The organism is Streptacidiphilus fuscans (assembly GCF_015690355.1).
GTDB lineage: Bacteria > Actinomycetota > Actinomycetes > Streptomycetales > Streptomycetaceae > Streptacidiphilus > Streptacidiphilus fuscans.
Map to the genome: position 1 here is coordinate 103,186 of NZ_JADPRT010000020.1, position 25,870 is coordinate 129,055.

The 25,870-nt window shown below is 71.5% G+C and carries 29 protein-coding genes; 19 read left to right on the forward strand and 10 right to left on the reverse strand.

Annotated elements, in window-relative coordinates:
• Positions 1 to 79: 79 nt before the first annotated feature.
• From I2501_RS34425 to I2501_RS34435, 3 genes are read right to left on the reverse strand one after another with little or no spacing between them, the layout of a single operon-like run.
• Positions 80 to 1,117 (reverse strand): ABC transporter permease, encoded by a 1,038-nt coding sequence (locus I2501_RS34425; RefSeq protein ID WP_196198105.1) that lies wholly within the window; start codon positions 1,115 to 1,117, stop codon positions 80 to 82.
• Entirely contained in the window at positions 1,101 to 2,762 is a 1,662-nt protein-coding gene (locus I2501_RS34430) for a sugar ABC transporter ATP-binding protein (RefSeq protein WP_196198106.1), read from the reverse strand. The genes I2501_RS34425 and I2501_RS34430 overlap by 17 nt, the downstream gene beginning before the upstream one ends.
• A gap of 44 nt (positions 2,763 to 2,806) precedes the next feature.
• Positions 2,807 to 3,853, reverse strand: a complete 1,047-nt coding sequence (locus I2501_RS34435; RefSeq protein WP_196198107.1) for a sugar ABC transporter substrate-binding protein — start codon at positions 3,851 to 3,853, stop codon at positions 2,807 to 2,809.
• A gap of 256 nt (positions 3,854 to 4,109) precedes the next feature.
• Here I2501_RS34435 and I2501_RS34440 point away from each other — a divergent pair, with 256 nt between their 5' ends.
• From I2501_RS34440 to I2501_RS34490, 11 genes are all read left to right on the forward strand, one after another.
• A complete protein-coding gene (locus I2501_RS34440; protein ID WP_196198108.1) occupies positions 4,110 to 4,967 on the forward strand; it encodes a fumarylacetoacetate hydrolase family protein in 858 nt (285 codons plus the stop codon).
• 69 nt (positions 4,968 to 5,036) lie between these two features.
• Positions 5,037 to 6,419: an L-fuconate dehydratase gene (locus I2501_RS34445; RefSeq protein ID WP_196198109.1), complete on the forward strand. Its 1,383-nt coding sequence runs from the start codon at positions 5,037 to 5,039 to the stop codon at positions 6,417 to 6,419.
• Positions 6,416 to 7,249, forward strand: coding sequence for an SDR family NAD(P)-dependent oxidoreductase (locus I2501_RS34450; RefSeq protein WP_196198110.1), 834 nt, complete (start codon positions 6,416 to 6,418; stop codon positions 7,247 to 7,249). Before I2501_RS34445 ends, I2501_RS34450 begins: the two co-directional genes overlap by 4 nt.
• 5 nt (positions 7,250 to 7,254) lie before the next feature.
• Positions 7,255 to 8,247: an aldo/keto reductase gene (locus I2501_RS34455; protein WP_196198111.1), complete on the forward strand. Its 993-nt coding sequence runs from the start codon at positions 7,255 to 7,257 to the stop codon at positions 8,245 to 8,247.
• Positions 8,247 to 8,987: a (Fe-S)-binding protein gene (locus I2501_RS34460; protein ID WP_196198112.1), complete on the forward strand. Its 741-nt coding sequence runs from the start codon at positions 8,247 to 8,249 to the stop codon at positions 8,985 to 8,987. Before I2501_RS34455 ends, I2501_RS34460 begins: the two co-directional genes overlap by 1 nt.
• Positions 8,984 to 10,468, forward strand: a complete 1,485-nt coding sequence (locus tag I2501_RS34465; RefSeq protein WP_196198113.1) for a LutB/LldF family L-lactate oxidation iron-sulfur protein — start codon at positions 8,984 to 8,986, stop codon at positions 10,466 to 10,468. The genes I2501_RS34460 and I2501_RS34465 overlap by 4 nt, the downstream gene beginning before the upstream one ends.
• Positions 10,465 to 11,112 carry a LutC/YkgG family protein gene (locus tag I2501_RS34470; protein ID WP_196198114.1) on the forward strand — a complete coding sequence of 216 codons (648 nt, stop codon included), beginning with the start codon at positions 10,465 to 10,467 and terminating at the stop codon, positions 11,110 to 11,112. The genes I2501_RS34465 and I2501_RS34470 overlap by 4 nt, the downstream gene beginning before the upstream one ends.
• Positions 11,109 to 11,420 (forward strand): L-rhamnose mutarotase, encoded by a 312-nt coding sequence (locus I2501_RS34475; protein WP_196198115.1) that lies wholly within the window; start codon positions 11,109 to 11,111, stop codon positions 11,418 to 11,420. Before I2501_RS34470 ends, I2501_RS34475 begins: the two co-directional genes overlap by 4 nt.
• Positions 11,408 to 12,277: an amidohydrolase family protein gene (locus I2501_RS34480; RefSeq protein WP_328806831.1), complete on the forward strand. Its 870-nt coding sequence runs from the start codon at positions 11,408 to 11,410 to the stop codon at positions 12,275 to 12,277. The genes I2501_RS34475 and I2501_RS34480 overlap by 13 nt, the downstream gene beginning before the upstream one ends.
• A 36-nt stretch (positions 12,278 to 12,313) precedes the next feature.
• Positions 12,314 to 12,643, forward strand: a complete 330-nt coding sequence (locus I2501_RS34485; RefSeq protein WP_196198116.1) for a hypothetical protein — start codon at positions 12,314 to 12,316, stop codon at positions 12,641 to 12,643.
• Positions 12,644 to 12,842: 199 nt separating this feature from the next.
• Entirely contained in the window at positions 12,843 to 14,279 is a 1,437-nt protein-coding gene (locus I2501_RS34490) for an SdrD B-like domain-containing protein (RefSeq protein ID WP_196198117.1), read from the forward strand.
• 86 nt (positions 14,280 to 14,365) lie between these two features.
• Here the strand turns inward: I2501_RS34490 and I2501_RS34495 are convergent, their stop codons facing one another.
• Positions 14,366 to 15,715, reverse strand: coding sequence for a D-arabinono-1,4-lactone oxidase (locus tag I2501_RS34495; RefSeq protein ID WP_196198118.1), 1,350 nt, complete (start codon positions 15,713 to 15,715; stop codon positions 14,366 to 14,368).
• A gap of 266 nt (positions 15,716 to 15,981) precedes the next feature.
• Between I2501_RS34495 and I2501_RS34500 the strand changes: the two genes are divergently transcribed.
• Positions 15,982 to 16,590: a TetR/AcrR family transcriptional regulator gene (locus I2501_RS34500; RefSeq protein ID WP_196198119.1), complete on the forward strand. Its 609-nt coding sequence runs from the start codon at positions 15,982 to 15,984 to the stop codon at positions 16,588 to 16,590.
• A 33-nt stretch (positions 16,591 to 16,623) separates the two neighbouring features.
• On the opposite strand, the gene I2501_RS34505 is transcribed toward I2501_RS34500, so the two are convergent.
• Together I2501_RS34505 and I2501_RS34510 are read right to left on the reverse strand one after the other, a co-directional pair.
• Positions 16,624 to 17,268, reverse strand: coding sequence for a phosphatase PAP2 family protein (locus I2501_RS34505; protein WP_236047789.1), 645 nt, complete (start codon positions 17,266 to 17,268; stop codon positions 16,624 to 16,626).
• 44 nt (positions 17,269 to 17,312) lie between these two features.
• Positions 17,313 to 17,699, reverse strand: a complete 387-nt coding sequence (locus I2501_RS34510; RefSeq protein ID WP_196198120.1) for a winged helix-turn-helix transcriptional regulator — start codon at positions 17,697 to 17,699, stop codon at positions 17,313 to 17,315.
• A 154-nt stretch (positions 17,700 to 17,853) separates the two neighbouring features.
• Here I2501_RS34510 and I2501_RS34515 point away from each other — a divergent pair, with 154 nt between their 5' ends.
• From I2501_RS34515 to I2501_RS34530, 4 genes are all read left to right on the forward strand, one after another.
• The gene (locus I2501_RS34515) at positions 17,854 to 18,735 is read left to right on the forward strand and encodes an SDR family oxidoreductase (protein WP_196198121.1); all 882 of its coding nucleotides are present in this window, start codon (positions 17,854 to 17,856) and stop codon (positions 18,733 to 18,735) included.
• 63 nt (positions 18,736 to 18,798) lie between these two features.
• Positions 18,799 to 20,352 (forward strand): peptidoglycan-binding protein, encoded by a 1,554-nt coding sequence (locus tag I2501_RS34520; RefSeq protein WP_196198122.1) that lies wholly within the window; start codon positions 18,799 to 18,801, stop codon positions 20,350 to 20,352.
• An 11-nt stretch (positions 20,353 to 20,363) separates the two neighbouring features.
• Positions 20,364 to 20,654, forward strand: coding sequence for a trypco2 family protein (locus I2501_RS34525; RefSeq protein ID WP_196198123.1), 291 nt, complete (start codon positions 20,364 to 20,366; stop codon positions 20,652 to 20,654).
• Positions 20,655 to 20,854: 200 nt separating this feature from the next.
• On the forward strand, positions 20,855 to 21,499 hold the full coding sequence (locus I2501_RS34530) for a helix-turn-helix transcriptional regulator (protein WP_196198124.1): 645 nt from the start codon (positions 20,855 to 20,857) through the stop codon (positions 21,497 to 21,499).
• Positions 21,500 to 21,613: 114 nt separating this feature from the next.
• On the opposite strand, the gene I2501_RS34535 is transcribed toward I2501_RS34530, so the two are convergent.
• From I2501_RS34535 to I2501_RS34545, 3 genes are all read right to left on the reverse strand, one after another.
• Positions 21,614 to 22,078, reverse strand: a complete 465-nt coding sequence (locus tag I2501_RS34535; protein WP_196198125.1) for a peroxiredoxin — start codon at positions 22,076 to 22,078, stop codon at positions 21,614 to 21,616.
• 66 nt (positions 22,079 to 22,144) lie between these two features.
• A complete protein-coding gene (locus tag I2501_RS39965) occupies positions 22,145 to 22,423 on the reverse strand; it encodes an alpha/beta fold hydrolase (protein WP_236047791.1) in 279 nt (92 codons plus the stop codon).
• A gap of 137 nt (positions 22,424 to 22,560) precedes the next feature.
• Positions 22,561 to 23,367 carry an oxidoreductase gene (locus I2501_RS34545; RefSeq protein WP_196198126.1) on the reverse strand — a complete coding sequence of 269 codons (807 nt, stop codon included), beginning with the start codon at positions 23,365 to 23,367 and terminating at the stop codon, positions 22,561 to 22,563.
• Between I2501_RS34545 and I2501_RS34550 the strand changes: the two genes are divergently transcribed.
• The 3 genes from I2501_RS34550 (at position 23,366) to I2501_RS34560 (ending at position 24,739) form a co-directional block, all read left to right on the forward strand.
• A complete protein-coding gene (locus I2501_RS34550) occupies positions 23,366 to 23,770 on the forward strand; it encodes a MarR family transcriptional regulator (RefSeq protein WP_196198127.1) in 405 nt (134 codons plus the stop codon). The two genes, I2501_RS34545 and I2501_RS34550, sit on opposite strands and share 2 nt — an antisense overlap.
• Before the next feature lie 121 nt (positions 23,771 to 23,891).
• Positions 23,892 to 24,218, forward strand: coding sequence for an ArsR/SmtB family transcription factor (locus I2501_RS34555; protein ID WP_196198128.1), 327 nt, complete (start codon positions 23,892 to 23,894; stop codon positions 24,216 to 24,218).
• On the forward strand, positions 24,215 to 24,739 hold the full coding sequence (locus I2501_RS34560) for an SRPBCC family protein (RefSeq protein WP_196198129.1): 525 nt from the start codon (positions 24,215 to 24,217) through the stop codon (positions 24,737 to 24,739). Before I2501_RS34555 ends, I2501_RS34560 begins: the two co-directional genes overlap by 4 nt.
• 137 nt (positions 24,740 to 24,876) lie before the next feature.
• On the opposite strand, the gene I2501_RS34565 is transcribed toward I2501_RS34560, so the two are convergent.
• Positions 24,877 to 25,818 (reverse strand): helix-turn-helix transcriptional regulator, encoded by a 942-nt coding sequence (locus tag I2501_RS34565; RefSeq protein ID WP_196198130.1) that lies wholly within the window; start codon positions 25,816 to 25,818, stop codon positions 24,877 to 24,879.
• Positions 25,819 to 25,870 lie beyond the last annotated feature (52 nt).

Consider the following 25,870-nt stretch of genomic DNA (forward strand, 5'->3'; position numbering starts at 1 on the left):
AGGCAGGGGGATGGAGGGTCGTACGGGGGAACGGAACGGGGAACATCGGGGGGAACAGGTGGAACGCTGTGGGGGGGTGCTACTCCTGCTCGCCCGAGGCGAAGCGGGAGATGATCAGGGCGACGATGATGATCGCGCCGTTCAGGAACTGGTTCCACAGCGGCGGCACGCCCGCCAGGGTCATCACGTTGACGACCAGCTGCAGCGTCAGCACGCCGGTCAGCGCGCCGAAGATGGTGCCCCGGCCGCCGTTCAGGCTGACGCCGCCGATGACCGTGGCCGCGAACACCTGGAAGATCCAGCCGCTGCCCTGGTCGGCGGAGATCGAGCCGTAGTGGCCGGTGTAGAGGATGCCCGCGAAGGCGGCCAGCACGCTGCCGATGATCAGGACCACCCAGGTGATCCGGTCCACCCGGATGCCCGCCGTGCGGGCCGCCTCGGCGTTGCCGCCGATGGCGTAGAGCGCGCGGCCGTGCCGCAGCCAGGCCAGCGCCGCGCCGCCGAGGATGAAGAGGACCAGGCAGATCCAGACGGCGGCGGGCGCGCCCAGCCAGGAGGTCTCGCCCAGGTAGAGGAAGGAGTTGGGGATCTCGACGATCGACTGCCCCTGCGAGATGGCCACCTGGAGGCCGCGCAGCATGGTCAGCCCGCCGAGGGTCACGATGAAGCCGTTGAGTCGCAGCTTGAGGATCAGGAACCCGTTCAACGCGCCGATCAGCGCACCGACCAGCAGGCAGACCGGGATCGCGGTCCAGGTGGGCAGCAGCCCGAGGCCCTGGAACCGGCCGCCGCTGGTCGGCAGCACCAGCCAGATGGCGATGACCGGCGCGACGCCGATGGTCGACTCCAGCGACAGGTCCATCCGGCCGACGATCAGGATGAGCGCCTCGCCGAGCACCAGCAGGCTCAACTCGGTGGACTGCTGGGCCACGCCGAGCAGGTTGGCCGTGGTGAGGAAGGCAGGCGAGGCGATGAAGCCGATCACCCCCAGCACCAGCAGCACCGGGACCAGCGAGAGGTCGCGGTAGCGGGCCAGGTCGAAGCCGCGCCGACGCGGCGCGACCGGTTCTGCTGCGGGAGCGGTGGTCGCCACCCCGGTGTCAGTCGTGGCCGCCATCGCGGGACCTCTCCTTCGCGTCGTGCGTGTGCGAGTACGTGTCGTGCGGGTCGTTCGTTTCGTGCGTCTGCTCTGTCGTGTCTTCGTGGGTGGCGCCCATGCCCTCCATCGCCGCCACCAGTTGCTCGTCGGTCCAGCCGGCGGCGAACTCGCCCACGACCCGGCCGTGGAACATCGCCACCACCCGGTCGCAGCTGCGCAGGTCGTCCAGTTCGTCGGAGACGATCAGCGCGGCCCGCCCGGACTCGGCGTGCTGCCGGAACCTGCCGAGCAGGAACTCCTTGGACTTGATGTCGACGCCGTTGGTGGGACGGATGGCGACCAGCAGCTGCGGCTCGGTGGCCAGCGCACGGGCGACGACCACCTTCTGCTGGTTGCCGCCGGAGAGCGCCCCGACGGGTGTGGCGGCGTCAGGGGTCTTGATGTCCAGGTCGTCGATCATCCGCTGGGCGAAGACCCGGGTCCGGGACGGGAGCACGGTGCCGTAGGGGCCGAGCTGGTCGGTCACGGTCAGCGTGGCGTTCTCGGCGACGCTGCGGCCGACGACCAGGCCTTGCAGATGCCGGTCCTCCGGCACGAAGCCGACCCCGGCCGTCAGCGCCGCCGGGATGTCGCCGGTGCGCAACTCCCGTCCGGTGACAGCCAGTCGGCCGATCCGGGTGCGGTGCAGACCGGCCACGGTCTCGCCCACCTGGACGTTGCCGCTGGCCGTCGCCCCGGCGAGGCCGACGACCTCACCGCGTCGGACGGCCAGCGTCACCTCCTCGTAGCGCCCGGGCAGCGTGAGCCCGTCCAGCTCCAGCACGGACTCGGGCGAACGTCCGGAGACGTCGGTGCTCTCCGGCGCAGCCGACGTGGCCTTGGCCAGCACCGGGCCGCCCACGCTCTCCCCCGTCATCGCCTCGACCAGCGCGTCGTGGCCCAGGTCGGCGACCGACGCGGTCAGGATGTGCCGGGCGTCCCGGTAGACGGTCACCCGGGTGCAGAGGTCGTAGACCTCCTGGAGGTGGTGCGAGATGAAGAGGAAGGCGACGCCCTGCGCCTGCAGGTGGCGCAGCTTGGCGAAGAGGCGCTCGATGCCGCGCGCGTCCAGCTTGGCGGTCGGCTCGTCGAGGATGATGAACCGGGCGCCGAACGACAGCGCCCTGGCGATCTCCACGAACTGCCGCTGCTCGACGGTCAGATCGGCGATACGGACCGACGGGTCGACGTCCACGCTGTACTCGGCGAGCAGCGCGGCGGCGCGGGACCGCAGCGCCTTCCACCGGATCGGCCGCAGCGAGCGCTCGCTCTGACGGTTCAAGAAGAGGTTCTCCGCGACCGTCAACTCGGCGATCACGGTGGAGCGCTGGTAGACGCAGGCCACCTTGCTGCGCCACGCCTCGGTGTTGCCGAAGGCGGGCGCGGGCTCGCCGGAGAACGTCAGCGTGCCCGTGTCCGGCTGCTGCATGCCGGTCAGCAGCGAGACCAGCGTCGACTTGCCCGCGCCGTTGCGCCCGACGAGTGCGTGCGACTCGCCCGGCGCCACCGAGATCCGCGCGTCGCGCAGGGCCACGGTGGCGCCGAAGCTCTTGGTGATGCCGCTCGCCTCGACCACCGGGACCTGCGGCTGCGCGGCCTCGTCCGGCTCGGCCTGGTCCGACATGGCCGTACGTCCTTTCGCTCTGGTTCGGTCGGATCGGGCGGGCCTCAGCCGCTGATGTTGTTGCCCCACAGGCTCTTGTCGTCCACGTTCGCCTTGGTCACCAGCGGCGCGGGCAGCTGGTCCTCCAGGCCGTTGGGCAGCTGGATGATGGTCGAACCGTGATCGGTGGGACCGGGCTTGAAGGTCTTGCCCTCGACGGCCGCCTCGGCGTAGAAGAGCGCGTACTTGGCGTAGAGGTCGGCGGGCTGGGAGATCGTGGCGTCGATCTCGCCCTTGCGGATCGCGTCGTACTCCTGCGGCACACCGTCGTTGGAGATGATGGCGATGTGGCCCGGGGTGCCGAGCGGCTTGAGCAGGCCCTTGGACTGGAGCAGCGAGAGCGTCGGCTGGAGGTAGATGCTGGCCTCCATGTAGACGCCGCTCAGGTTCGGGTGCTGGGCCAGCAGCGTCTGCAGCTTGCTGGAGCCCACGGCCGGGTCCCAGTTGGTGGCCAGCGGGTAGACGGTGACGCCGGGGAACTGCTGCTGCATGCAGGAGGCGAAGGCCTCGGAGCGGTCGCGGCCGTTGATCGAGGTCAGGTCGCCCTCCAGGACGGCGACGCTGCCCTTGCCGTTCAGCGCCTTGCCCAGGTACTGGCAGGCCTTGGTGCCGTAGGCGCGGTTGTCGGCGCGCACCACCATGTAGACCTTGCCGGCGTCGGGCCGGGTGTCGACGCTGACCACCGGGATGTTCTTCGCCGCGAGCTGGTTGAGCGTGCTGACGATGGCCCCGGTGTCCTGCGGGGCGATGACGACGGCCTTGGCTCCGGTGTTCTCGAAGACCTGGACGTTGGCGACCAGCTTGGTGATGTCGTTCTCGGAGTTGCTGACCGGCAGGGTGTTGAGCCCGTCCGCGGTGATGTCGGTCTTGACGTACTGCGCGTACGAGTTCCAGAAGTCCGAGTCGGCGCGCGGCATGTCGATGCCTATGGCGGGCTTCCCGGCCGCGGCGGAGCCGCTGACGCTGTCGCCGCGGTTGCAGGCGGTCGCGAGCCCGCCGACGAGCAGGGTCACGGCGAGGGCCGAGGCCACTCGGGAGACGCGGAGGGTCATGAGGGTCACTCCAGGTCGTCAGGTGGGGGTGGGATCGGAGGTTTCATCGGATGACTCTGGCGGAAACTCTGCGGACCCGACCCCAGATGGTCAACCCCCTGGACGCAATTTCCCTGACATAGCGGCCCTGAGCTGCAGTTACTTACCATAACGAAATAACGGCACTTCATCAGAGGTCCGATGACTCCTTGCCGGATGCGCGTCAGGACTCGTATGGTCCTCACGACAGCGCCCCGGACGAGAGGACCCGGTCACCATGAGACTGCTGCGGCTAGGACCCGTCGGAGCCGAGCGCCCGGCTGTGCTGGACGACAGGGACCGGCTGCTGGACCTGTCCGGGCTGACCCGCGACATCGACGGCCGCTTCCTCGCGGACGACGGCATCGCCCGCACTCGCGCGGCGCTGGCGGCCGACGAACTGCCCGTGCTCGTCCCCGCCGCGCTCGCACAGCGGATCGGCGCGCCGGTCGCCCGGCCCGGCAAGGTCGTCTGCGTCGGCCTCAACTACCGTGACCACGCGGCCGAGACGGGCGCGGCGATCCCGGAGCGGCCGGTGGTCTTCATGAAGGACCCGGGCACCGTCGTCGGCCCGAACGACGACGTGCTGATCCCGCGCCGGTCGGCCAAGACCGACTGGGAGGTCGAACTCGCCGTCGTCATCGGCCGTCGGGCCCGCTACCTCGACTCCCACCAGGAGGCGCTGGACTGCGTCGCCGGGTACGCGATCAGCAACGACGTCTCCGAGCGCGAGTTCCAACTGGAGTTCTCCGGCCAGTGGGACCTGGGCAAGTCCTGCGAGACCTTCAACCCGCTCGGCCCCTGGCTGGTCACCCCGGACGAGGTCGGCGACCCGTCCGGTCTCGGACTGCGACTGTCCGTCGACGGCGTGCGGCGGCAGGACGGCCACACCAAGAACATGATCTTCGATGTTGCCGAGATCGTCCGCTACCTCAGCCAGTACCTGGTGCTGGAGCCCGGCGACGTGGTCAACACCGGTACGCCGGCGGGGGTCGCCCTCGGCCTGCCCGACCACCCCTACCTCCGCCCGGGCCAGCAGGTGGAGTTGGAGATCGACCGCCTCGGCCGCCAACGCCAGACCTTCGTCCAGGCCTGAACTGCCGATCCGAGCCAGATACCTGACGTCACGTCAGCGAACTTCTGCCCGACGCCTCCGGAGAGCCCCATGCCCGCTCACGCGGCTGCCGCGCACACGACGCGGACCACAGCGCGGATCACCGCAGTCGACACCTACGACATCCGCTTCCCCACCTCCCGGTCGCTGGACGGGTCGGACGCGATGAACCCCGACCCCGACTACTCGGCCGCCTATCTGGTGCTGCGCACCGACGCGGGCGACGGGCTGAGCGGACACGGCTTCGCCTTCACCATCGGCCGCGGCAACGACGTCCAGGTCGCCGCCATCGAGGCGCTGCGCGACCACGTGGTCGGACGGTCCGTCAGCGAGCTGTGCGCGGACCCGGGTTCGCTCAGCCGCGACCTGATCGGCGACAGCCAGCTGCGCTGGCTCGGTCCCGAGAAGGGCGTGATGCACATGGCCATCGGGGCCGTGGTCAACGCGGTGTGGGACCTGGCCGCCAAGCGGGCCGGGCTGCCGCTGTGGCGGTTCCTGGCCGAGGCCGAGCCGGAGTGGCTGGTCTCCCAGGTCGACTTCCGCTACCTCACCGACGCGCTCACCCCCGAGCAGGCGCTCACCCTGCTCCGCTCCGCCCGCGCCGGACGCGAGGCACGAACCGCCGACCTGCTGGAGCGCGGCTACCCCGGCTACACCACCTCCCCCGGCTGGCTCGGCTACAGCGACGAGAAGCTGACCCGGCTGGCCAAGGAGGCGGTGGCCGAGGGCTTCACCCAGATCAAGCTGAAGGTCGGCGCCGACCTCGCCGACGACGTCCGCCGCTGCCGCGCCGCGCGCGCCGCGATCGGCCCGGACGTGCGGATGGCCATCGACGCCAACCAGCGCTGGGACGTGGCCCAGGCGATCGAATGGACCAACGCCCTGGCCGAGTTCGACCCGTACTGGATCGAGGAGCCCACCAGCCCGGACGACGTCCTCGGCCACGCCACGATCCGCGAGGCGGTCGAGCCGGTCAAGGTCGCCACCGGCGAGCACGTGCAGAACCGCATTGTCTTCAAGCAGTTGCTCCAGGCGCGCGCGATCGACGTGCTGCAACTGGACGCGGCGCGGGTCGGCGGGGTGAACGAGAACCTGGCCATCCTGCTGCTGGCCGCCAGGTTCGGCATCCCGGTCTGCCCGCACGCGGGCGGGGTCGGGCTGTGCGAACTGGTGCAGCACCTCTCGATGTTCGACTACGTCGCGCTCTCCGGCACCACCGAGGACCGGGTCGTCGAGTACGTGGACCACCTGCACGAGCACTTCCTCACCCCGACGGTGATCCGCGACGGCCACTACCAGGCGCCGCTGACGCCCGGCTTCTCCGCCGAGATGCACCCGGAGTCGATCGCCGCCTACACCTACCCCACCGGCACGTTCTGGGCCGCCGACCTGGCCGAGAACGCGGGAGACCCGACCGAAGGAGCCACCGCATGAACGACCTCCACGGGCTGCGCGCCCTCGTCACCGGCGGCGCCTCCGGGATCGGACTCGCCACCGCCACCCTGCTCGCCGAGCGCGGCGCGCAGGTCGCCGTCCTCGACCTGGACCCGAGCACGGCCCCGAAACCGCTGCTCGGCTTCACCGCCGACGTCAGCGACGACGCCTCGGTCCGCGCGGCGGTCGCCGCCGCCGTCGAGGCGCTGGGTGGGCTGGACATCCTGGTCAACAACGCGGGCATCGGCGCGGCCGGAACCGTCGAGGACAACCCCGACGAGCAGTGGCACCGCGTCCTGGACGTCAACGTCCTCGGCATCGTCCGCACCACGCGCGCCGCGCTGCCGCACCTGCGCCGCTCGGCCCATGCGGCGATCGTCAACACCTGCTCCATCGCCGCGACCGCCGGGCTGCCGCAGCGCGCGCTCTACTCGGCCAGCAAGGGCGCGGTGCTCTCGCTGACCCTGGCCATGGCCGCCGACCACGTCCGCGAGGGCATCCGCGTCAACTGCGTGAACCCCGGCACGGTGGACACCCCGTGGGTCGGCCGGCTGCTCGACGCCGCGCCGGACCCGGCCGCCGAGCGCGCCGCCCTCCAGGCCCGGCAGCCGCACGGCCGGCTGGTGTCCGCGGACGAGATCGCCGCCGCCGTCGCCTATCTGGCCGGCCCGGCCGCCGGGTCGACCACCGGCACCTCGCTCGCCGTCGACGGCGGCATGGCCGGACTGCGGCTGCGTCCCGCCGAGAGCACCTCGGGTCCCGCGGCCATCTCCTCAGATCTCGCCGGCTCCTCTGGTCCCGCATCAGGGCCCGCGGGCGTGGAAAGGTAAGCGGTGTGAGCTCTCTCCAGACCTCGGGCCGGCTCCGACTGCTGGGCCGCAGCAGGGTGCAGGTCACCCGACTCGCGCTCGGCGCCGCGCCGCTGGGCAACCTCTTCACGCAGGTCGGCGACGACGAGGCCCGCGCCACCGTCGACGCGGCGTGGGAGGCGGGCGTCCGCACCTTCGACACCGCGCCGCACTACGGGCTCGGCCTCTCCGAACGCCGCCTGGGCGCGGCCCTGCGGGAGCGGCCGCGGGACGCCTACACGCTGTCGACCAAGGTCGGCCGCCTGCTCCGCCCCAAGCACGACCCGACCGGGAACGACCTCGCCCACGGCTTCGCCGTCCCCGCGACGCACGAACGCGTCTGGGACTTCAGCGCCGACGGCGTCCGCCGCAGCATCGAGGAGAGCCTGACCCGGCTCGGCCTGGACCGGATCGACATCGCCTACCTGCACGACCCCGACGACCACGAGCGGCAGGCCTTCGCCACCGGCTACCCGGCGTTGGAGCGGCTGCGCGCCGAGGGCGTGGTCCGCGCGATCGGCGCGGGCATGAACCAGACCGCGATGCTGACGCGCTTCCTCCGCGAGACGGACGTCGACGTGGTGCTGCTGGCCGGGCGTTACTCGCTGCTCGACCGCAGCGGGGGCGACGCCCTGCTGCCCGAGGCGGAGCGGCGCGGGGCCTCGGTGCTGGTCGGCGGGGTCTTCAACTCCGGCCTGCTGGCCGACCCGAGGCCCGGCGCGACCTTCGACTACGCGCCCGCGTCACCGCAGTTGCTGGAGCGGGCGCTGCGCCTCAAGGCGCTCTGCGCCGAGTACGACGTGCCGTTGCGCGCGGCGGCCCTCCAGTTCCCGTTGCGACAGCGGGCCGTGGCCGGAGTCCTGGTCGGCGCCCGCACGCCCGCCGAGATCGCGGACGCCCGCACGATGCTCGACGTCCGCGTCCCGGACGCGCTGTGGGACGCGCTCGACGCGTACGCCCACGAGTGGGTGACCGCCTGATGCGCGTCGCGCTCTTCGTCACCTGCTTCAACGACACGATGTTCCCGGAGACTGGCAAGGCCGTGGTCCGGGTGCTGGAACGGCTGGGCCACCAGGTCGACTTCCCGCTCGCGCAGACCTGTTGCGGCCAGATGCACTTCAACACCGGCTACCGACCCGAGGCGATGCCGCTGGTCCGCGGCTTCGCCGACGCCTTCGCGGGCTACGACGCGATCATCACGCCGTCGGCGTCGTGCGCGGGCATGGTCCAAGAGAACCACGCGGTGCTGGCGGAGCAGTTGGGCGACGCGGCGCTGCGCCGGGACGTCGCCGACGTCGTGCCGCGCGTCCACGAGTTCACCGAGTTTCTGACGGACGTCCTGGACGTGACCGACGTCGGCGCGTATTTCCCGCACCGGGTCACCTACCACCCGACCTGCCACTCGCTGCGCGGCCTGCACCTGGGCGACAAGCCGCTGCGGCTGCTGCGCGCGGTGCGCGGCATCGACCTGGTCGAGCTGCCCGGTGCCGAGTCCTGCTGCGGCTTCGGCGGCACCTTCGCGCTCAAGAACGCCGAGACGTCCACGGCGATGCTCGGCGACAAGATGCGCAGCGTCGTCGGCACCGGCGCGGACGTGCTCTGCGCGGCCGACAACTCCTGCCTGATGCACATCGGCGGCGGCCTCTCCCGGCTCCGGACCGGCATCGGCACGCTCCATCTGGCGGAGATCCTCGCCTCGACAGAAGGTGGCCACGCATGAGTACCGGCGCCAACGTCGTCTGGCTGGGCAGCCCCACCTTCCCGCAGGCGGCCCACACCGCCCTGGCCGACCCACAGTTGCGCCGCAACCTGCGCAAGGCCACCACGACGATCCGGGACAAGCGGCTGCGCGTCACCGCCGAACTCGACGACTGGGAGCAGCTGCGCGAGGCGGGTGCCGCGCTCAAGCTGCGGACGCTGCGTCATCTGGACCGCTACCTGCTCCAGCTGGAGGAGTCGGTCACCAAGGCGGGCGGCGTGGTCCACTGGGCCGCCGACGCGGCCGAGGCCAACCGGATCGTCACCGAACTCGTCCGCGCCACCGGACAGTCCGAGGTGGTCAAGGTCAAGTCCATGGCCACGCAGGAGATCGGCCTCAACGAGGCGCTGGAGGCGGCCGGGATCCGTGCCTACGAGACCGACCTGGCGGAGCTGATCGTCCAGCTCGGCGACGACCGCCCCTCGCACATCCTGGTCCCGGCCATCCACCGCAACCGGGCCGAGATCCGCGAGATCTTCCGGCAGCAGATGGCCGAGTGGGGTCGCCCCGCCCCCGAGGACCTGACCGACGACCCGCGCGCCCTGGCGGAGGCGGCCCGCCAGCACCTGCGCGAGAAGTTCCTGCGCGCCGACGTCGCCGTCTCCGGAGCCAACTTCGCCATCGCCGAGACCGGGACGGTCGGCGTGGTCGAGTCCGAGGGCAACGGCCGGATGTGCCTGACCCTGCCCCGGACGCTGATCACCGTGATGGGCATCGAGAAGGTCCTGCCGCAGTGGCAGGACCTGGAGGTCTTCCTTCAGCTGCTGCCGCGCTCCTCCACCGGCGAGCGGATGAACCCCTACACCTCCACCTGGCAGGGCGTCACCCCCGGTGACGGTCCGCAGACCTTCCACCTGGTGCTGCTCGACAACGGTCGCACCGCGACGCTGGCCGACACCGTCGGCCGCCAGGCGCTGGGCTGCATCCGCTGCTCCGCCTGCCTCAACGTCTGCCCGGTCTACGAGCGGACCGGCGGCCACGCCTACGGCTCCGTCTACCCGGGCCCGATCGGCGCGATCCTCACCCCGCAGCTGGTCGGCGTCGACGGTGCCGCCGGGAACGCGGCGGACACCCTGCCGTTCGCCTCCACGCTCTGCGGCGCCTGCTACGAGGCATGCCCGGTGAAGATCAACATCCCGGAGGTGCTCACCCACCTCCGGGCCAAGGTCGTCGAGGCCAAGCGCGCCAAGCGCCGCACCCCCAGCGCCGAGGCGCTGGCGATGAAGGCCGCCACCGCCGTCCTCTCCCGCCCCGACCGGCTGGCCGCCGCGCAGCGTGCCGCCTCGCTCGGCGGACGGCTGGTCGCCCGCAAGGGCGTCATCGGCCCCGTCCCCGGACCGATCCACGGCTGGACCGACAGCCGCGACACCCCCGCTCCGCCCGCGGAGTCCTTCCGCGCCTGGTGGCAGCGCACGCGCAGCACAGGAGGAGGCGAGTCATGACGGCCCGCGACACCGTCCTCGCCCGCATCCGCGCGGCCCTCGCCGACGTCCCCGCCGACGAGACGCCCGAGGACGTCCCGGTTCCCCGCGACTACCGCCGCGACCACGCCGAGGGCTCGGACATCGTGGCCCTCTTCGCCGAACGCGTCGCCGACTACCGCGCCGACGTCACGCAGGTCAGCGCCGCCGACGCCCCCGGCGCGATCGCCGAGCTGCTGACCCGACGCGGCGTCAGCTCGCTCGTCGTCCCCGACGGTCTACCGGACGTCTGGCTCCCGGACGGGCCGTGGGCGGTGCTGCGCGAGCCGCTCAGCGTTCCCGAACTGGAGGCCGCCGACGCCGTGCTGACGGCCTGCGCCGCCGGGATCGCCGTGACGGGCACCCTCGTCCTGGACGCCGGCCCCGGCCAGGGGCGGCGGGTGCTCACCCTGCTGCCCGACTACCACCTGTGCGTCGTCCGCGCCGACCAGGTCGCAGGCGACGTCCCGGACGCCCTCGCCCGCCTCGACCCGGCCCGGCCGCTGACCTTCGTCTCCGGCCCCTCCGCCACCAGCGACATCGAACTCGACCGCGTCGAAGGCGTCCACGGCCCGCGCACGCTCGACGTGGTCATCGTCACCGACACCCAGGAGCCGTCCGCATGAGAGTCGCCCTGCACACCCGCGTCCGCGCCGACCGGATAGCCGACTACGAGCAGGCCCACCGCGAGGTCCCGGCCGAGCTCACCGCGGCGATCCGCGCCGCGGGCGCGCGCGAGTGGACGATCTGGCGCAGCGGCACCGACCTCTTCCACGTCCTGGAGGTCGACGACTACGCGGCGCTGCTTGCCCAGTTGGAGAAGCTGCCGGTCAACACCGCCTGGCAGGCGCGGATGAGCGAGCTGTTGGAGGTCTCCCACGACTACTCCGAGGGCGGCGCGGACGCGACGCTCCCCGTGGTGTGGCAGTTGTGAGCGCGGCCGAGGCACCGCGCGTCGTCGACGCGCACCACCACGTCTGGGACCTCTCCGTCCGCGACCAGGACTGGATCACCGGCCCCGAACTCGCCCCGCTGCGACGCGACTTCACCCTCGACGAGCTTCGCCCCCTGGCCCGTACGGCGGGCGTGGACGCCACCGTGCTGGTCCAGACGATCTGCGTCCCCGACGAGACGCCCGAGTTCCTCGCCCTCGCGGCGACCGACCCGCTGGTCGTCGGCGTGGTCGGCTGGACGGACCTCACCGCGCCCGACGTTGCCGACACCCTCGCCGCACTCCGCTCCGGCCCCGGCGGACGCCACCTCGTCGGCATCCGCCACCAGGTCCAGGGCGAGCCCGACCCGGAGTGGCTGCTCCGCCCGGACGTCCAGCGCGGCCTGCGCGCGGTCGCGACGGCGGGGCTCGCCTACGACCTGGTCATCCTGCCGACCCAACTCCCCGCCGCCACCCGCGCCGCCGCCGCACTGCCGGAGCTGACCTTCGTCCTCGACCACCTCGGCAAGCCCCCGATCGCCGCCGCCGCGCTGGAGCCATGGGCCTCGCACCTCCGTGCCTTCGCAGCCTTGCCGAACACCGTCGCCAAGCTCTCCGGCCTCCCCACCGAGGCCGACTGGCACTCATGGACTACCGACGACCTCCGCCCCTTCGCCGACACCGCCCTCACCGCCTTCGGCCCCACCCGCCTCCTCTTCGGCTCCGACTGGCCGGTCTCCACCCTCGCCGCCGACTACGCCCGCGTGCTCACGACGACCCGCGAGCTCATCGCGACGCTCTCCCCGTCCGAGCAGGCCGCCGTGCTGGGCGGCAACGCGGAGCGGGTGTACGGGGTCTGAGCTGACGCGTCACACCGGCCGTGTAAGGTCCCGCGCATGCGTTCCGGTATCTGCCCGAAGTGCGGGTCGTCCGAGGTCCACACCATGTTCGGCGGGATCTACCGCGGTCAGGCTCCGGTCATCCGGATCAGTGGTCTTCTCTCCACGCGGGCCGAGTCGGACGACTACGTGTGCACCGACTGCGGGTACTTCGAGCAGTACTTCGTCCCCGGCCCGGCGCTGACGAAGATCGCCAGGAAGTGGCCGCTGGCCAGCGAGTTCAACGACGACGAGGACGAGGACGGGATCGAGGACGAGGTCGGGGACCAGGAGTTCGCCGAACCCGAGGACACGCCACCGGACGGCTTCGGCATGTCGTGGTCCTGACGAGCCATTTGTCTATTCGTCCATTCGTCCGTTCGTCCATGCGGGTGAATCGGGTGGGCCGCGCCGGTTCACTCCGGCGGGGAGCGGCGTCGCGGGTCCGATTGTGTGACAGAACGTCAGATACGCCGCATTCACCGGGCTGCCTCCGGGACGTCGCGGCGCATGTGTCCCTGCCGCCGCTCGAAAGGCTGACCCCACTGTGCGTTCCCGCACCCGGACCCTCGGCACCCACCTCCGCACCACCATGGCCACCGCCGTCGTCGCCGCCGCAGTCCTCGCCGTCGGCCCGGGCCTCGCGGTCGCAGCAAGCGGAGGGGGCAGTGGCAGCGACTACGGGCACTGGCACGTCAGCGGCGACGCAGGCGACCTGGTGCTGCCTCAGACCGGCTTCCCCGTCGCACAGGTGAGCACCGACGCGTCCCCCGCCCGGGTGTACAACGGCGCGAGCACCTTCCTCAACGCAGCCACGCCGTTCGGCCGGGCCTACGGCTCCTCGCGCGGCGAGGACTACCTGCTCGCGTACACCGCCGCCAACCGCGCCCCGTCGACCACCACGCTGCGCTTCGCGTCCCCCACCCCGCTGGGCTGGGGTTTCACCCTCGGTGACGTGGACGCCGACAGCGTGCACATCACCGGGACCGGCCCGGGCGGCGTCCCGCTCTCCGCCGCCGAGCTCGGCTGGCAGGGCGCGTTCAACTACTGCAACGGCGTCTCGCCCGTGCCGAGCACCTGCGGGGGCAAGGTCGACGGCGACCTGCCCGCGTGGCAGCCCGGCAGCTCGACGTTGCGCGGCAACTCCGTGGACACCAACGGCGCCTCGGGCTGGTTCCGGCCGACCGTGCCGGTCGAGTCGATCAGCTTCACCTTCGCCCGTCAGTCCGGCAACCCGGTCTACCAGATCTGGGTGGCCGACACCGGCCACGACCTGGGCGGCCACGTCCACATCGGCTGCCCGGACAGTCGACCCGTGACCCTGGAACTGCGCCACGCGGACGGCACGCCCGTCCTCGACCGCCACGGCCACCACGTCGTCACCACGACCGACGCCAACGGCGACTACAGCTTCCCCGACGTCGCGGCCGGTGACTACGAGGTCCACCTCGAAACCCCGACCGGCCTCAACGCACAGGCCACCGACCACACCGTCGACATCACCGACCACGACGTGACCGGCACGGACTTCTCCCTCACCTGCCCGCCCGAGGTCACCGCCCCGCCGCTGGTCATCAAGGGAGACGCGCCGACCCCCCTCCCGGACTCGCCCGCGATCGTCGACGTGCTCGTCCCACCGAGCCACGGCAAGGTCGAGGACACGCCGCAGGGCTGGGTCTACATCCCCCACCCGGGCTTCACCGGCCACGACTCCGTCACCGTGCTGGACAAGCACAACGACCACTACGACCGCCGCGTCATCCCTCTCCACGTCGAGGGGAAGCCCGCCGGCCACCACCACCGCCCGTCCGACGACAACGCCGAGCACGGTGAGCACCGTGAGCACGGCGGCGAGCAGCTCGCCGCGACCGGCGGCGGCATCGACCCGACGGAGGCCGTCGAGGTCTCGCTGCTGCTCCTCGCCGCCGGCACCGGCGTCCAGCTCTCGCTCCGCGCCGCGCGTCGACGCCGGAGCCGTCGCTGACGCCTGTCCTCGCCCGCCTGACCCGCTACCCGGGACCGCCGCCGGACGCCCCCGACGTGCCCGACTGACCCATCGTCAACTCCAGCTCACGCCAGCATGTCCGCCGGGCCGCCCGGAGCAGGGGCCGCGCCCGGCGCGATGCCGAGCACGTGATCCAGGTACGGGTTGGCGAAGACGCCCGTCGGATCGACCTTGTCGCGGAGCGCGACGAAGTCGTCGAAGCGCGGGTAGCGGGTGCGCAGGACGTCGGCGTCGAGGCTGTGCATCTTGCCCCAGTGCGGCCGTCCGCCGAAGGAGCCCAGGATGGACTGGCAGGCCTCGAAGTACCGGCGGTGCGGCATCCGGTGGTACTGGTGGAAGGCGATGTAGCAGCTCTCGCGGCCGTGCGCGGTCGACAGCCAGATGTCGTCGGGCGCCGTGAACCGGACCTCCAGCGGGAAGGAAACGCCCTCGCCGCTGCCGTCGACCCAGCGCTTGATCTCGCGCAGCGCCGCGACGGCGTGCTCGCGCGGGATGGAGAACTCGCCCTCACGGAACCGGACGTCGCGGGCCGAGGCGAAGACCTTGTACGAGACGTCGGTCCACTGACGGCCCGACATGGCCCGCGCCGAGAACCGGGCGATCGGTGCGACCAGCGCCGGAAACCGCGTGCCCAGCCGGTTCAGCGCCTCGAAGCCCGGCCCGCTGAGCGCCTCGTCCAGCTTCCTGCTGAACTCCGGGATCGGCTGCAACGGTACGTCCCCGGTGAGCCGCTGGAACCTGCGGGTCAGCGTCGTGGCACTGTGCGGGAACCAGAAGAACTCGAAGTGGTCGTTGCCCTCGGCGAGTTCGTCGATCCGGCCGAGCGTCTCGGCCACCGGCATCTGCGCGTCGTGGGCCCGCAGCGCGAAGCGCGGGACGCACTGGAAGGTCACCTCGGTGATCACGCCCAGCGCACCCAGCCCGACCCGAGCGGCCGCGAACAGCTCCGGCCGCTCGTCCGGCGAGCAGCGGACCACCTCGCCGTCGGCCAGGACCAGTTGCAGCGCGCGGATCTGCGTCGAGATGCTGCCGAACCGGATACCGGAGCCGTGCGTGCCGGTCGAGATCGCCCCGGCGACGGTCTGCCGGTCGATGTCGCCGAGGATCTCCATCGCCAGCCCGTGCTCGGCGAGCAGCGGGTTGAGTTTCCACAGCGGCATCCCCGCGCCGACGGTGACCAGCCCGGAGTCGGCGTCGACCGAGACCAGCGCGTCGAGCCCGTCCAGCCGCAGCTGCACGCCGGGCGCGACGGCGGCCGGCGAGAACGAGTGCCCGGCGCCGACGGCCTTGACCCGCCGACCGTCCCGCACCGCACCCGCGACGGCGTCGGCGACCTGCGCCACGTCCGTCGGACGCAGCACCCGCGCCGGACGTGCCTGCTGGTTGCCGGCCCAGTTGCGCCACTCGCTCGTCATGCCGGAGTCCTCCCCGGTCTTGGTGGGATCAGTCCGATGAGATCAGTCCGATGGGTTCGGCCCTCCGCACGGCACGCGAAGGGAAAAGCACGCCGTGCGGAGGAACAGAGGAGAGCGTGGACTTGGTCAGGCGTCCAAGTCAAGGGTTGTACGGCCTTGACTTGGACGCTTGACCAAGTTCCGCCACGGCGGTCGGAGCCCGTGGGATAGGTTTCCTCCACCGAACCGCGTCGAGCCGACGCGCCCCCAGCGAATCCGGAGTCCGCATGACCCGCCGTTCCGCCGACGAGCGCCGCGAGGAACTGCTGGAGGCCGCGATCCGGGTCATGATCCGCGAAGGCGTCGCAGGGGCCACCACCCGCGCCGTCGTCGCCGAGGCGGGGCTGCCGCTCGGCGCGTTCCACTACTGCTTCCGCTCCAAGGAGGAGCTGCTCACCAGCGTCGTCGAGCGCATCATGAGCCGGGCGATGGCCCCGACCACCGCACAGGTCGTGGAGATCAAGGACGAACCGGTGCCGGACATCATCCGGGCCACCCTGCAGACCTACTGGGCGCAGATCACCGCAAGCCCGGACGAGCACCAACTGACCTACGAGCTCACCCAGTACGCCATGCGCCAGCCCGGCCTGACGGACGTGGCGCGCCGTCAGTACCGGCACTATCTCGACGTCTACCGCCAGTCACTCGAGATCTCCGCCCAGTTGGCCGGAGTCGAGTGGACGCTCCCGCTACCGGTGCTGGCCCGCTACGGCCTCAGCGTCCTGGACGGGCTCACCCTCCACTGGCTGATCGACCGCGACGACGCCGAGGCCCACGCGGCACTCGACGCCTACGCCGCCCACCTGGCCACCCTGGCCCGCCCGCTGTCCGCGTGACTGCCTTTCCGTCCGAGGCTTGTTGACGCTGCGTCAGAGTCCGGCCCCAGCACGGAAGGTGAGACCGGCGACGACCGCGCCGAGCACCGCACCCGCCACGGTCTGCGCCACCGTGTGATCCCTGAGCACCACCCGGGACCAGGCGATCAACGCGACCACGAGGTACCCGAGCGCCCACCAGGCGCCGAGCGCGACGCCCAGCATCGCCACCGCGCCGCCGGAGACGGCCGTGTGCAGGGAGATCTTCCACTTCAGCACGGCGGTAATGACGATGACCGGCACCAGGGTCGCGAACATCGCCAGGATCATCGCGATCAGCTCGCGCGGCGCGCCGAGCACGGCCATCAGCACCAGCCCGACCACCACCGAGACCAGCACCACGGGCAGCACCTTCGCCCGCTTCGCCCGGTCCCCGACGTAGCGGTCGGCGACCTTGCCGCGCCGCATCGCCAGCGTGATGATCCCCTGCGGAATCACCCCCGCGAACACCGCCGCGAACAGCGCCCAGCCGACGCCCGCCCAGCCGTGCCGGACGGCCCCGACCAGCACCAGCACGCCGACGATCACGTTCTGCGGGTCCAGCGCCCGGGTCACACCCCGCGCCCAGAGCGGCGCGTCCTGCGTCGCGCTCGGCGTTGCGTCCTGCTGGGCAACCTGCTGCTCGTCGATCGTCGTCACCGAGGGAGTCTCGCACAACGGTCCGGCAGCCCCGCCCTCCTGCCCTACCGCTCCACCGAGTCGAAGGCCTCGCGGGCCTGCTCCACCAGCGGCAGATGCTCCTCCGACCACTCGGTCAGCGCGGCGAACAGCGGCGCCAGGCTCCGACCCAGCTCGCTGATCTCGTACTCGACCCGCGGCGGAACCTCCGGGTAGTAGGTGCGCACCACCAGGCCGTCGCGCTCCAGTTGACGCAACCGCTGGGTCAGCACCTTGGCCGTGATGCCGCCGATGTTCCGGTGCAGCTCGACAAAACGCTGCCGACCGAACTGGTTGAGCGTCCACAGGATCGGCGTCGTCCACCGACTGAAGACGATGTCGAGGACCGGCGTGATCGGGCACGCCTGCTGCCCTGCCTCCACCGGTCCGCCCGACTTCGGCTGGTTCGTCATGGATGCGCTCCCCACGGCCACTCTCCTCAGCGACAGTCACTTTCCTCTAGGTACCTACTTTACTCAGGATGCTAGCTTCGGAAAGCCGGCGAAACACGAGTCATCGCACACCCCCATCCCATGTCCCGATGCACGACAGGCCAAGGAGCTCATCATGATCGTTGTGACCGGATCCACCGGGAACGTCGGCCGCCCGCTGGTCGCCACCCTCTCCGCCGCAGGCGCGAAGGTCGTGGCCGTATCGCGGCGCGAACAGCCGACGGACCTCCCGGACGGCGTCACCCATGCCCGTGCCGATCTGGGCGACTTCGAGAGCCTGCGCCCGGTCCTCGACGGCGCGGAGGCGCTCTTCCTCCTGCTGGCGGGCGAACTCAACGGTCCGGGCGAGCCCGCCGACGCGCTGCTCACCATGGCGCGCGAGGCCGGCGTCCAGCGGGTCGTCCTGCTCTCCTCGCAGATCAACGAGACCCGCCCGCTCGCCCTCTCCCACGGCAGGCTGCGGGAGTTCGAGCAGGCGGTACGCAACTCCGGCCTGCAGTACACGATCCTGCGCGCGGGCGGGTTCGCCTCCAACGCCTACGCCTGGGCGGAGACGGTCCGCGAGCAGCGCACCGTGTTCGCCCCGTTCGCGGACGTGGCACTCCCGGTCGTCGACCCGTCGGACATCGCGGCCGTGGCCGCCACCGTCCTGAGCGAGGACCGCCATCACGGACGCACCTACGTCCTGACCGGTCCCGAGCCGATCACCCCGCGCGAGCAGGCCGAATCCCTCGCCGCCGCCCTCGGCGAGCCGGTCGCCTTCGTCGAACTGACCCGCGATCAGGCCAGGGAGCACCTCGCCTCGTTCATGCCGGAGGAGGTCATCGACGGCACCCTCGACATCCTCGGCCACCCCCTCCCGCAGGAACAGCAGGTCAGCCAGGACGTCCGCCGCGTCCTCGGCCGCCCTGCCCGCCCCTTCTCCGCCTGGGCCGCGGCCAGCCTCCCGGCGTTCGGTGCGGGGCTCAGGCCGAAGTTCCCTTCCGCGGAAGGGTGATCGGGCAACAGGTCTGACCTGACGCCTGGCGACCGGCCTCCGGCCCGTGACTAGCGTCCCGGTGTGAGCATCTGGACTTCCCTCGAGCCTGCGTCCACCACCGTGGATCCCGGCGGCACGGCCCTCGTGCGCCTGCGGGTGCGCAACACCGGCGACATCGTCGACGAGTACCGCTTCGTGCCGGTCGGCGCCGTCGCCCCCTACGTGACCGTCGAACCCGCCACCCTCAGGCTCTACCCAGGGACCACGGGGACCGTCGAGCTCCGCTTCGCGCCACCCCGCACTCCGGACGCCACGGCCGGTCCGAACCCGTACGGCATCCAGGTCGTCCCGAGCGAGCACCCGGAGGCGACCACCGTCCCCGAGGGCAACCTCACCATCACCCCCTTCACCGAGCTGCGCGCCGAGTTGGTGCCGCACACGGTCCGCGGGCGGTTCCGCGGACGGCCGGTGCTCGCGCTCGACAACCTGGGCAACACCAGGGTCACCGCGTCCGTGGCCGGCGGTGACAACGGCGACCAGCTGGCGTTCGAACTCCACCCGGCATCGGTGCAGATCGAGCCCGGCCGGGCGGCCTTCGTCAAGGCGACGGTCCGGCCCCAGCGCGTCACCTGGCTCGGCCGCAAGGAGAACCGGCCTTTCCGGCTGACGGCGCAGCGGTCGGGGGCCGAGAGACTCCCTGTGGACGGGACTTTCGTGCAACTGGCGGTGCTCCCGCGCTGGTTGGCGACCGTATTCAGCCTGGTCGCCGGACTCGCCGTCGCCTGTGTGGCACTGTGGTTCGCCTACGCGCCGCATCTGCACAGCCTGGCGCGGCCACTGACCCAGTCGGTGGCCGCGACCACCCTGCCCGCAGCCGCGCCTTCAGGCCTCGCGTCGGCCACCGGTGGCACGCCGGGGTCGACGCCGGGCGCTCCGGCCGCCTCCCAGGGCGGGTCCGGCGGTTCGGCCTCCGGTGGCACGGGCGGCGGATCCGGCGGTGGAGGCGGCGCGGGCGGCGGAGGTGGCGGGGGCAGTAAACGGGCCGCGCCGCGCGGCCCGTTGCCCTTCCGCGCCGGGGACGGGCCGAACCTGTTCGTCGAGTTCGCCCAGGACCGGCTGATGGGTGACACCGACCGGACCATCGGCGTCATGGACCCGGCGACCGTCGCCGCGATCGCCCAGTTCCAGCAGACCGACGACCGGATGTACCACGGTCAGACCGTCAGGAGCGACGGCCTCGGCAACCTCGGCCGGGCCACCATGACCGCGCTGCTCACGGCCCACTTCGGGTCGTCGGCGCCGTCGCTGCGGCCCGGCGACGACAACTCGGACGTCGTGTGGCTCTACAACGCGGTGATCTGGGGCAGCAACGCCGACTTCAGCACCAGCGACGTGAACAAGACCGCCCCGCTCACCCAGGACAACATCGAGTACCTGATGCGCGGCCCGTACCCCGGCCAGGCCTTCGACGGCGCGGTCCAGGGCGCGCTGCGGTTCTACCAGCGCGACGTGGGCATCCCGGTCACCGGCCAGGCGGACGCCGCGACCTTCGCGGCGCTGCACGCGGGGCGGGTCGTGGCACAATCCGCTCCCGGCACGGTCTCCGCGACCAACTGGCCGCCTCCGCCCAAGTAGACGAGGATCCGATGGAGTTCGACGGAATGGAACTGTCCGAGGCCATCGCCGCGGTGCGTTCCGGCTTGAGCGCCGCCCAGCAGGCGGGCCTGCAGTCCGACCTGCGGTTCCGGGTCAAGGAGGTGGTCCTCGACCTGGGTCTGGAGATGCACCGCACCAACAGCGGCTCCGGCTCGGTGAAGGCGTACGTCTTCTCCGGCGAGGCCCGCCACGAGGGCGGCACCGCGCACACCCACCGGATCACGCTCACCTTGGAGATCGACGACGAGGGCGGTGGCGAGCAGCTCTCGCCGCCGAACTGACTCACAGTCAGTCTGGCTCAGGGGCGGCACGATTGCCCAGGTCACACCGCCACAGCGTGACGGATCGAGAACTTACGGAAGTCTTCCGCCCTGCCCTCACCGATGGATCGGACCCGCTGCGCGGGTGACGATGGTCCTGTCGACCTCGACTCAGCGCGGAGGTCGGACGCTGGTCGGGAAGTTGGTCGGAGGGGGCAGTCATGTCGGCTTCATTGGACACGGCGGAGGCCGTGGTCCCGGTCGTGGTCTACGCGTCGGATCCGATCTCGTCGGTCGGCGCCCGTGGCCAGCTGATCGGGCAGTCGACGGTCGAGGTGGTGGACGCGGCGGGCTGCCCGCCCGGGACGGTGGCCGTGGTGCTGACCGAGTCGCTGGACGAGGCGACGGTCCGCCGGCTGCGGCAACTGCGCGCGGACGGCACCCGGGTGGTTCTGGTCGCCGCGCTGCTGCGGGAGGCGGAACTGCTGCGGGTGATCGAGTGCGGGGTGGGCACGATCGTCTGGCGTCACGAGGCCACGGGCGCGCAGCTGCGCCGCGCGGTACTGGCGGCCTCGCGCGGCGACGGAGACATGCCGTCGGACCTGCTCGGCAAACTGGTCGCCCAGGTCGGCGCCCTCCGCCGCAGCGGCCCGGACCACCTCGCCGCCCCGGCGGCCGGACTGGCCCCGCGCGAGGTCGACGTGCTGCGGTTGGTCGCGGAGGGGCTGGACACGGCGGAGATAGCCAGTCGGCTCTCCTACTCCGAACGCACCATCAAGAACCTGATCTACGGCCTGACGAACCGCCTCAGACTCCGCAACCGCGCCCACGCCGTCGCCTACGCCCTCCGCGAGGGCTACTTCTGACCTGCCCCGACGGTGCTGCGTGCAGAATGCGCGGGCTCCCGTCCGAGCGGAGTCGATGGAGAGACTCCCCGGACCGAACCCCGCGCATCCCGTGCCGTCCAGGGCGACGGCCCCCTACCGAGCGGCCGGTCCACGCTCGCGCAGGGCCTCAAGGGCCATGTCGGCATGCGTGTTCATGTTCAGCTCGCTCTTGATCGCCTCGATCAGCCGGAAGTCCGTGTCGATGACGAAGGTCTTGCGCTTGGCGTTGAGCGGACCCCAGCCCCGGCGCGCGTCGAAGAGGCCGGCGACCTTGCCGTCGGGGTCGGACAGCAGCGGGTAGTCGAACGAGTGCCGCTCGGCGAACTGCTGCTGCTTCTCCGGCGCGTCGGGGCTGATGCCCAGACGCTGCGCACCCACGGCCTTGAACTCCGTGGCCAGGTCGCGGAAGTGGCAGGCCTCCTTGGTGCAACCGGGGCTCATGGCCGCCGGGTAGAAGAACAGCACCACGGGGCCCTGGGCGAGGAACTCGCCCAGGGACCGGGGCGTTCCGGTCTGGTCGGGCAGGGTGAAGTCGGGGACGAGGTCGCCGATGTTCATCTGATTGCTCCTGTGTTCGTGCTCTGCTGACGGGCTGCTGACGGGCTGTCCACGGCCTGGCAGCGGTCAGTGCCCGGCCGTCGAGCGGGCGGCGTTCTCGATCAGGTCGGTGACCTGCGTCGGGTTGGTCACCATCGCGAAGTGCGAGCTGTTGACCTCCACCGTGTGGGAGTGGGGGCGCTGGGCCTCGAAGCGCTCCAGCACCGGAGGGATCGCCTTGTCGCCGGTGGCCACCAGGGCCCAGCTCGGCACAGTGTGCCAGGCCAGGACGGCGCGGAAGTTGGCCGGGTTGACGTACAGGTCCGCTCCGCCGGCAACGGGGAGCGGTCGCAGCGCTGTCTGCACCTGCGGGCCGGGGAACTGAGGCGCTGTCGGTGGCCAGGCCGCGCAGCGGGTTGGCCGCGGCGACGACCGTGTGGCCGTCGCGCCGGAGGCGCTCGGTGGCGCTCGGTGACGCTGCTCCAGGCGGCTTCGACGGCTCGTCAGAGGGTAGGGAGAAGGCCTCCGTCGATCGAAACAGTGATGCCGGTGAGGTAGGAGGCGCGCGGGGAAGCGAGGAAGGCGATCAGCTCCGCGGCTTCTTCGGGCCGTCCGGGGCGGCCGAGCGGGGCAGCGAGGCGCTGGTGGAACTCCTTGCGGATGGTGTCCAGGTCGCGGCCGGTGCGTTCCGCCGCCTCCCGCAGGCTTGCCTCAACGGCGTCGGTCTCGATGACCCCAGGCATGACCGCGGTGACGCGCACGCCGTGCGGGCCGCAGGCGAGCGCGAGGCTCTTGCTGTAGGCGTTGAGAGCGGCCTTGGCGGCAGCGTACGGGGCGCCGTTGGGCTGCGGGTAGCGGGCGGCGTTCGATGACACGTGGACGACTGCCCCGTGGCCCTGCGCGGTCATGTGCGGGACGAGGGCCCGGTCGAGGCGGACGGCGGACAGCAGGTTGGCGTCGAGGTTGGCCAGCCAGTCCTCGTCGGAGGCGGCGAGGACGCCGTCGGGCACCTGGGTGTTGCGTCCCGCGTTGTCGACGAGCACGTCGATGCCGCCCAGGAGATCGAGCGCCGCGGCCGCCGCCCGTTCGACCCCGCCGGAGGTGTTCAGATCGGCCGTCACCACATGCACTCCGGCAGGGGCTTCGGCTCGGTTGCGGGCGACGGCGACCACGTGCGCGCCGGCGCTGGCCAGACGGCGCACTGTGGCAGCGCCGATACCGCGGGTTCCTCCAGTGACGACGGCACGTGCCCCGCGAAGGCCCAAATCCGCGCTCGGATCGGGGACCAGGGTCGGACGGGTGGGCGTCATGGCGGATGCGCACACCGCCAATGGCCTCACACCGAGGCAGTTCCACATCCTCGGACTGCTCCACCGCGGCCCGTTGGCGCAGACCGACCTGGCCACGGAGACGGACACCGCCGCCAGCGTGCTCGTCACGCAGCTCAACCCCTTGGAGGCCGAAGGGCTGGTGACACGCACCCGCGACCCTCGCGACCGGCGCCGCCACCTGGTCGTGCTGACGGAGGCAGGGCGACAGCGGCTGCAAGACGCGGCAGCCGCACAGCGGGAGGCGGAGGACGGCCTCTTCCGCTCGCTGACCGACACCCAGCGCTTGCAGCTGACACAACTCCTCGTCCTGGTGCGCGACGACCTGACCGACGGCAACGAGCACTGCGCCACCCCGACCTCCCTCGACAGGAAGACGTCGTAGATCCCTGAACAGGGAGGGCCGGGCGCCCCCCATGAACAGCGGAGGGCATGGCGCACACTCCCACATGCGTCCGAGCTATGTACCTTTACGGGTACGTACCCTGTTGGGTACATTGCCGGGCATGGACGCTGTACTGCACGCGCTGTCCGACGAGAGCCGGCGAACGATGCTGGAAATGTTGCGGGACCATCCGGCCACCGTGAACGAGCTGGCTGCGGCGTTGCCCATCGCCCGGCCCGGAGTCTCCCGACACCTGCGGGTACTGCGGGAGGCGGGCCTGGTAGAGGTCCGCCAGGACGCACAGTGGCGCACCTACAGCCTGCGCCCGGAACCTCTGGCCGAGCTGGATGAGTGGCTCGGGCGCTATCGCGCCTTGTGGCAGCGGCGCATGGATGCCCTGCACGCGGAAATCGCGCGGGGAAAACAACAACGGAAGGCCGAACAATGACCAGCGGCACCGGACGTGACACTCGCATCATCGGCAGCCTCCGCCGCGTGGACGACGCCAAAGGCGCAGTCACGGTGGAGGACGTCTACGACACCGACATCGATGACCTGTGGTCGGCGGTGACCGAACCGGACCGCCTCGCGCACTGGATCGCCACGATCGAGGGCGAACCGCGGCTCGGGGGCACCGTCCGGACGACCTTCTTCGCCAGCGGCTATGAAGGCCCGGGACGCATTGACATCTGCGACGCCCCCCGCCGACTGCTGGTCACGTTCCAGCCGGGCACGCCCGACGAGACCGTCGTGGAGGCGAATCTCACCCCGGCCGGCGACGGCCGGACCCGGCTGATCGTCGAAGAACGCGGCTTCCCGCTCCCCGAGATCGCCGGCCACGGCGGCGGATGGCAGTTGCACGCCGAAGACCTGGCCGCCTACCTCGGTGGACACGAGCCGGGCAAGTGGCCAGAGCGGTGGGTGGAACTCAAGCCCGTCTACCAGGCACTCGCTGACGACGTGTCGTAAGCGGGCAGCAGCGGCCGTGCCCGATGCGGCCGGACGGAGCCCCGACCTGAAGCGGGATGCCTGGCACTGACAGAGGCAGGCACCCCGTCCGGCCAAGGCCCTGCGGTGCGGTCCGGAAGCTGAGCGGGACCGACACGTCAGAGCGTCTCGGTCCGAACGCGGCCGGTGACGTCCTGTCGCACCCGGGCCCGGTAGCGCAGCGGCGACTCGCCGACGACCCGTTTGAACGCCGTGCTGAAGGCACTCTCCGAGCCGTAGCCCAACTCCTCGGCGAGTGCCGCGACGCGGGTGTCACCGTCGCGCAGCGCGCGCTGGGCGAGCAGCATGCGCCAGCGTCCCAGGTAGGTCAGCGGTGGCACGCCGGCCGCCTCCCGGAACCGCTCGGCGAAGGTCGTCCGGGACATCGCGGCGGCCCGCGCCAGTTCCTCGAGCCCCCAGGGGCGCCCGGGGCGGCCGTGCAGCAGGTCGAGGGCGGGACGGAGGCGCTCGTCGACGAGCAGCCGCAGCCAGCCGGACGGCAGTGCGCACTGGTCGACGTAGGAGCGCAACAGCTCCAGCAGGAAGAGCTGACCGTACTGCCGGATCGCGAAGGCCGAGCCGAGCCGCTGCGCGGTCGCCTCGTCGAAGAGACGGAGCAGGGCGACGAGGAGCCGGTCGTCGTCACCGGCCGACCTGATGTGTGCCACTGGCGGCAGCGATTCGAGGAGGAGCGTTCTTCCGGCCTCGTTCAGGCTGACGCAGCCGCCGATGACGATGTCGTCGGCGTCGCGGTCGGAGCGCGCGAAGCGGTCGGTGGAGAAGTCGGATTCCGGCTGCACCTCCTGGCGGGGTTCCTCGCCGGCCTCGAACGCGACCCAGGAGCGGCCGGTGAGGATCGCCACGTCACCCGCCACGAGGTCGACCGGTTCGTCGATCCCGTCGGTGGTGAGGCGAGCCCGGCCGCTGACGAGCGCGAAGAACTTGACCGGGTCGGTGAGCGGTCCGCGGCCCCACCATCCGCCGCGGGCCGCGATGCCTCCGGTGAGGACGCCGCGGACCTCGACCAGATCGAGTGCTTCGGAGAGCCGGTCGGACGTCATGCCCGTACTCTCGCTCAAAAAATCGGGACTCACAAGTATTCATCGTCCGTCT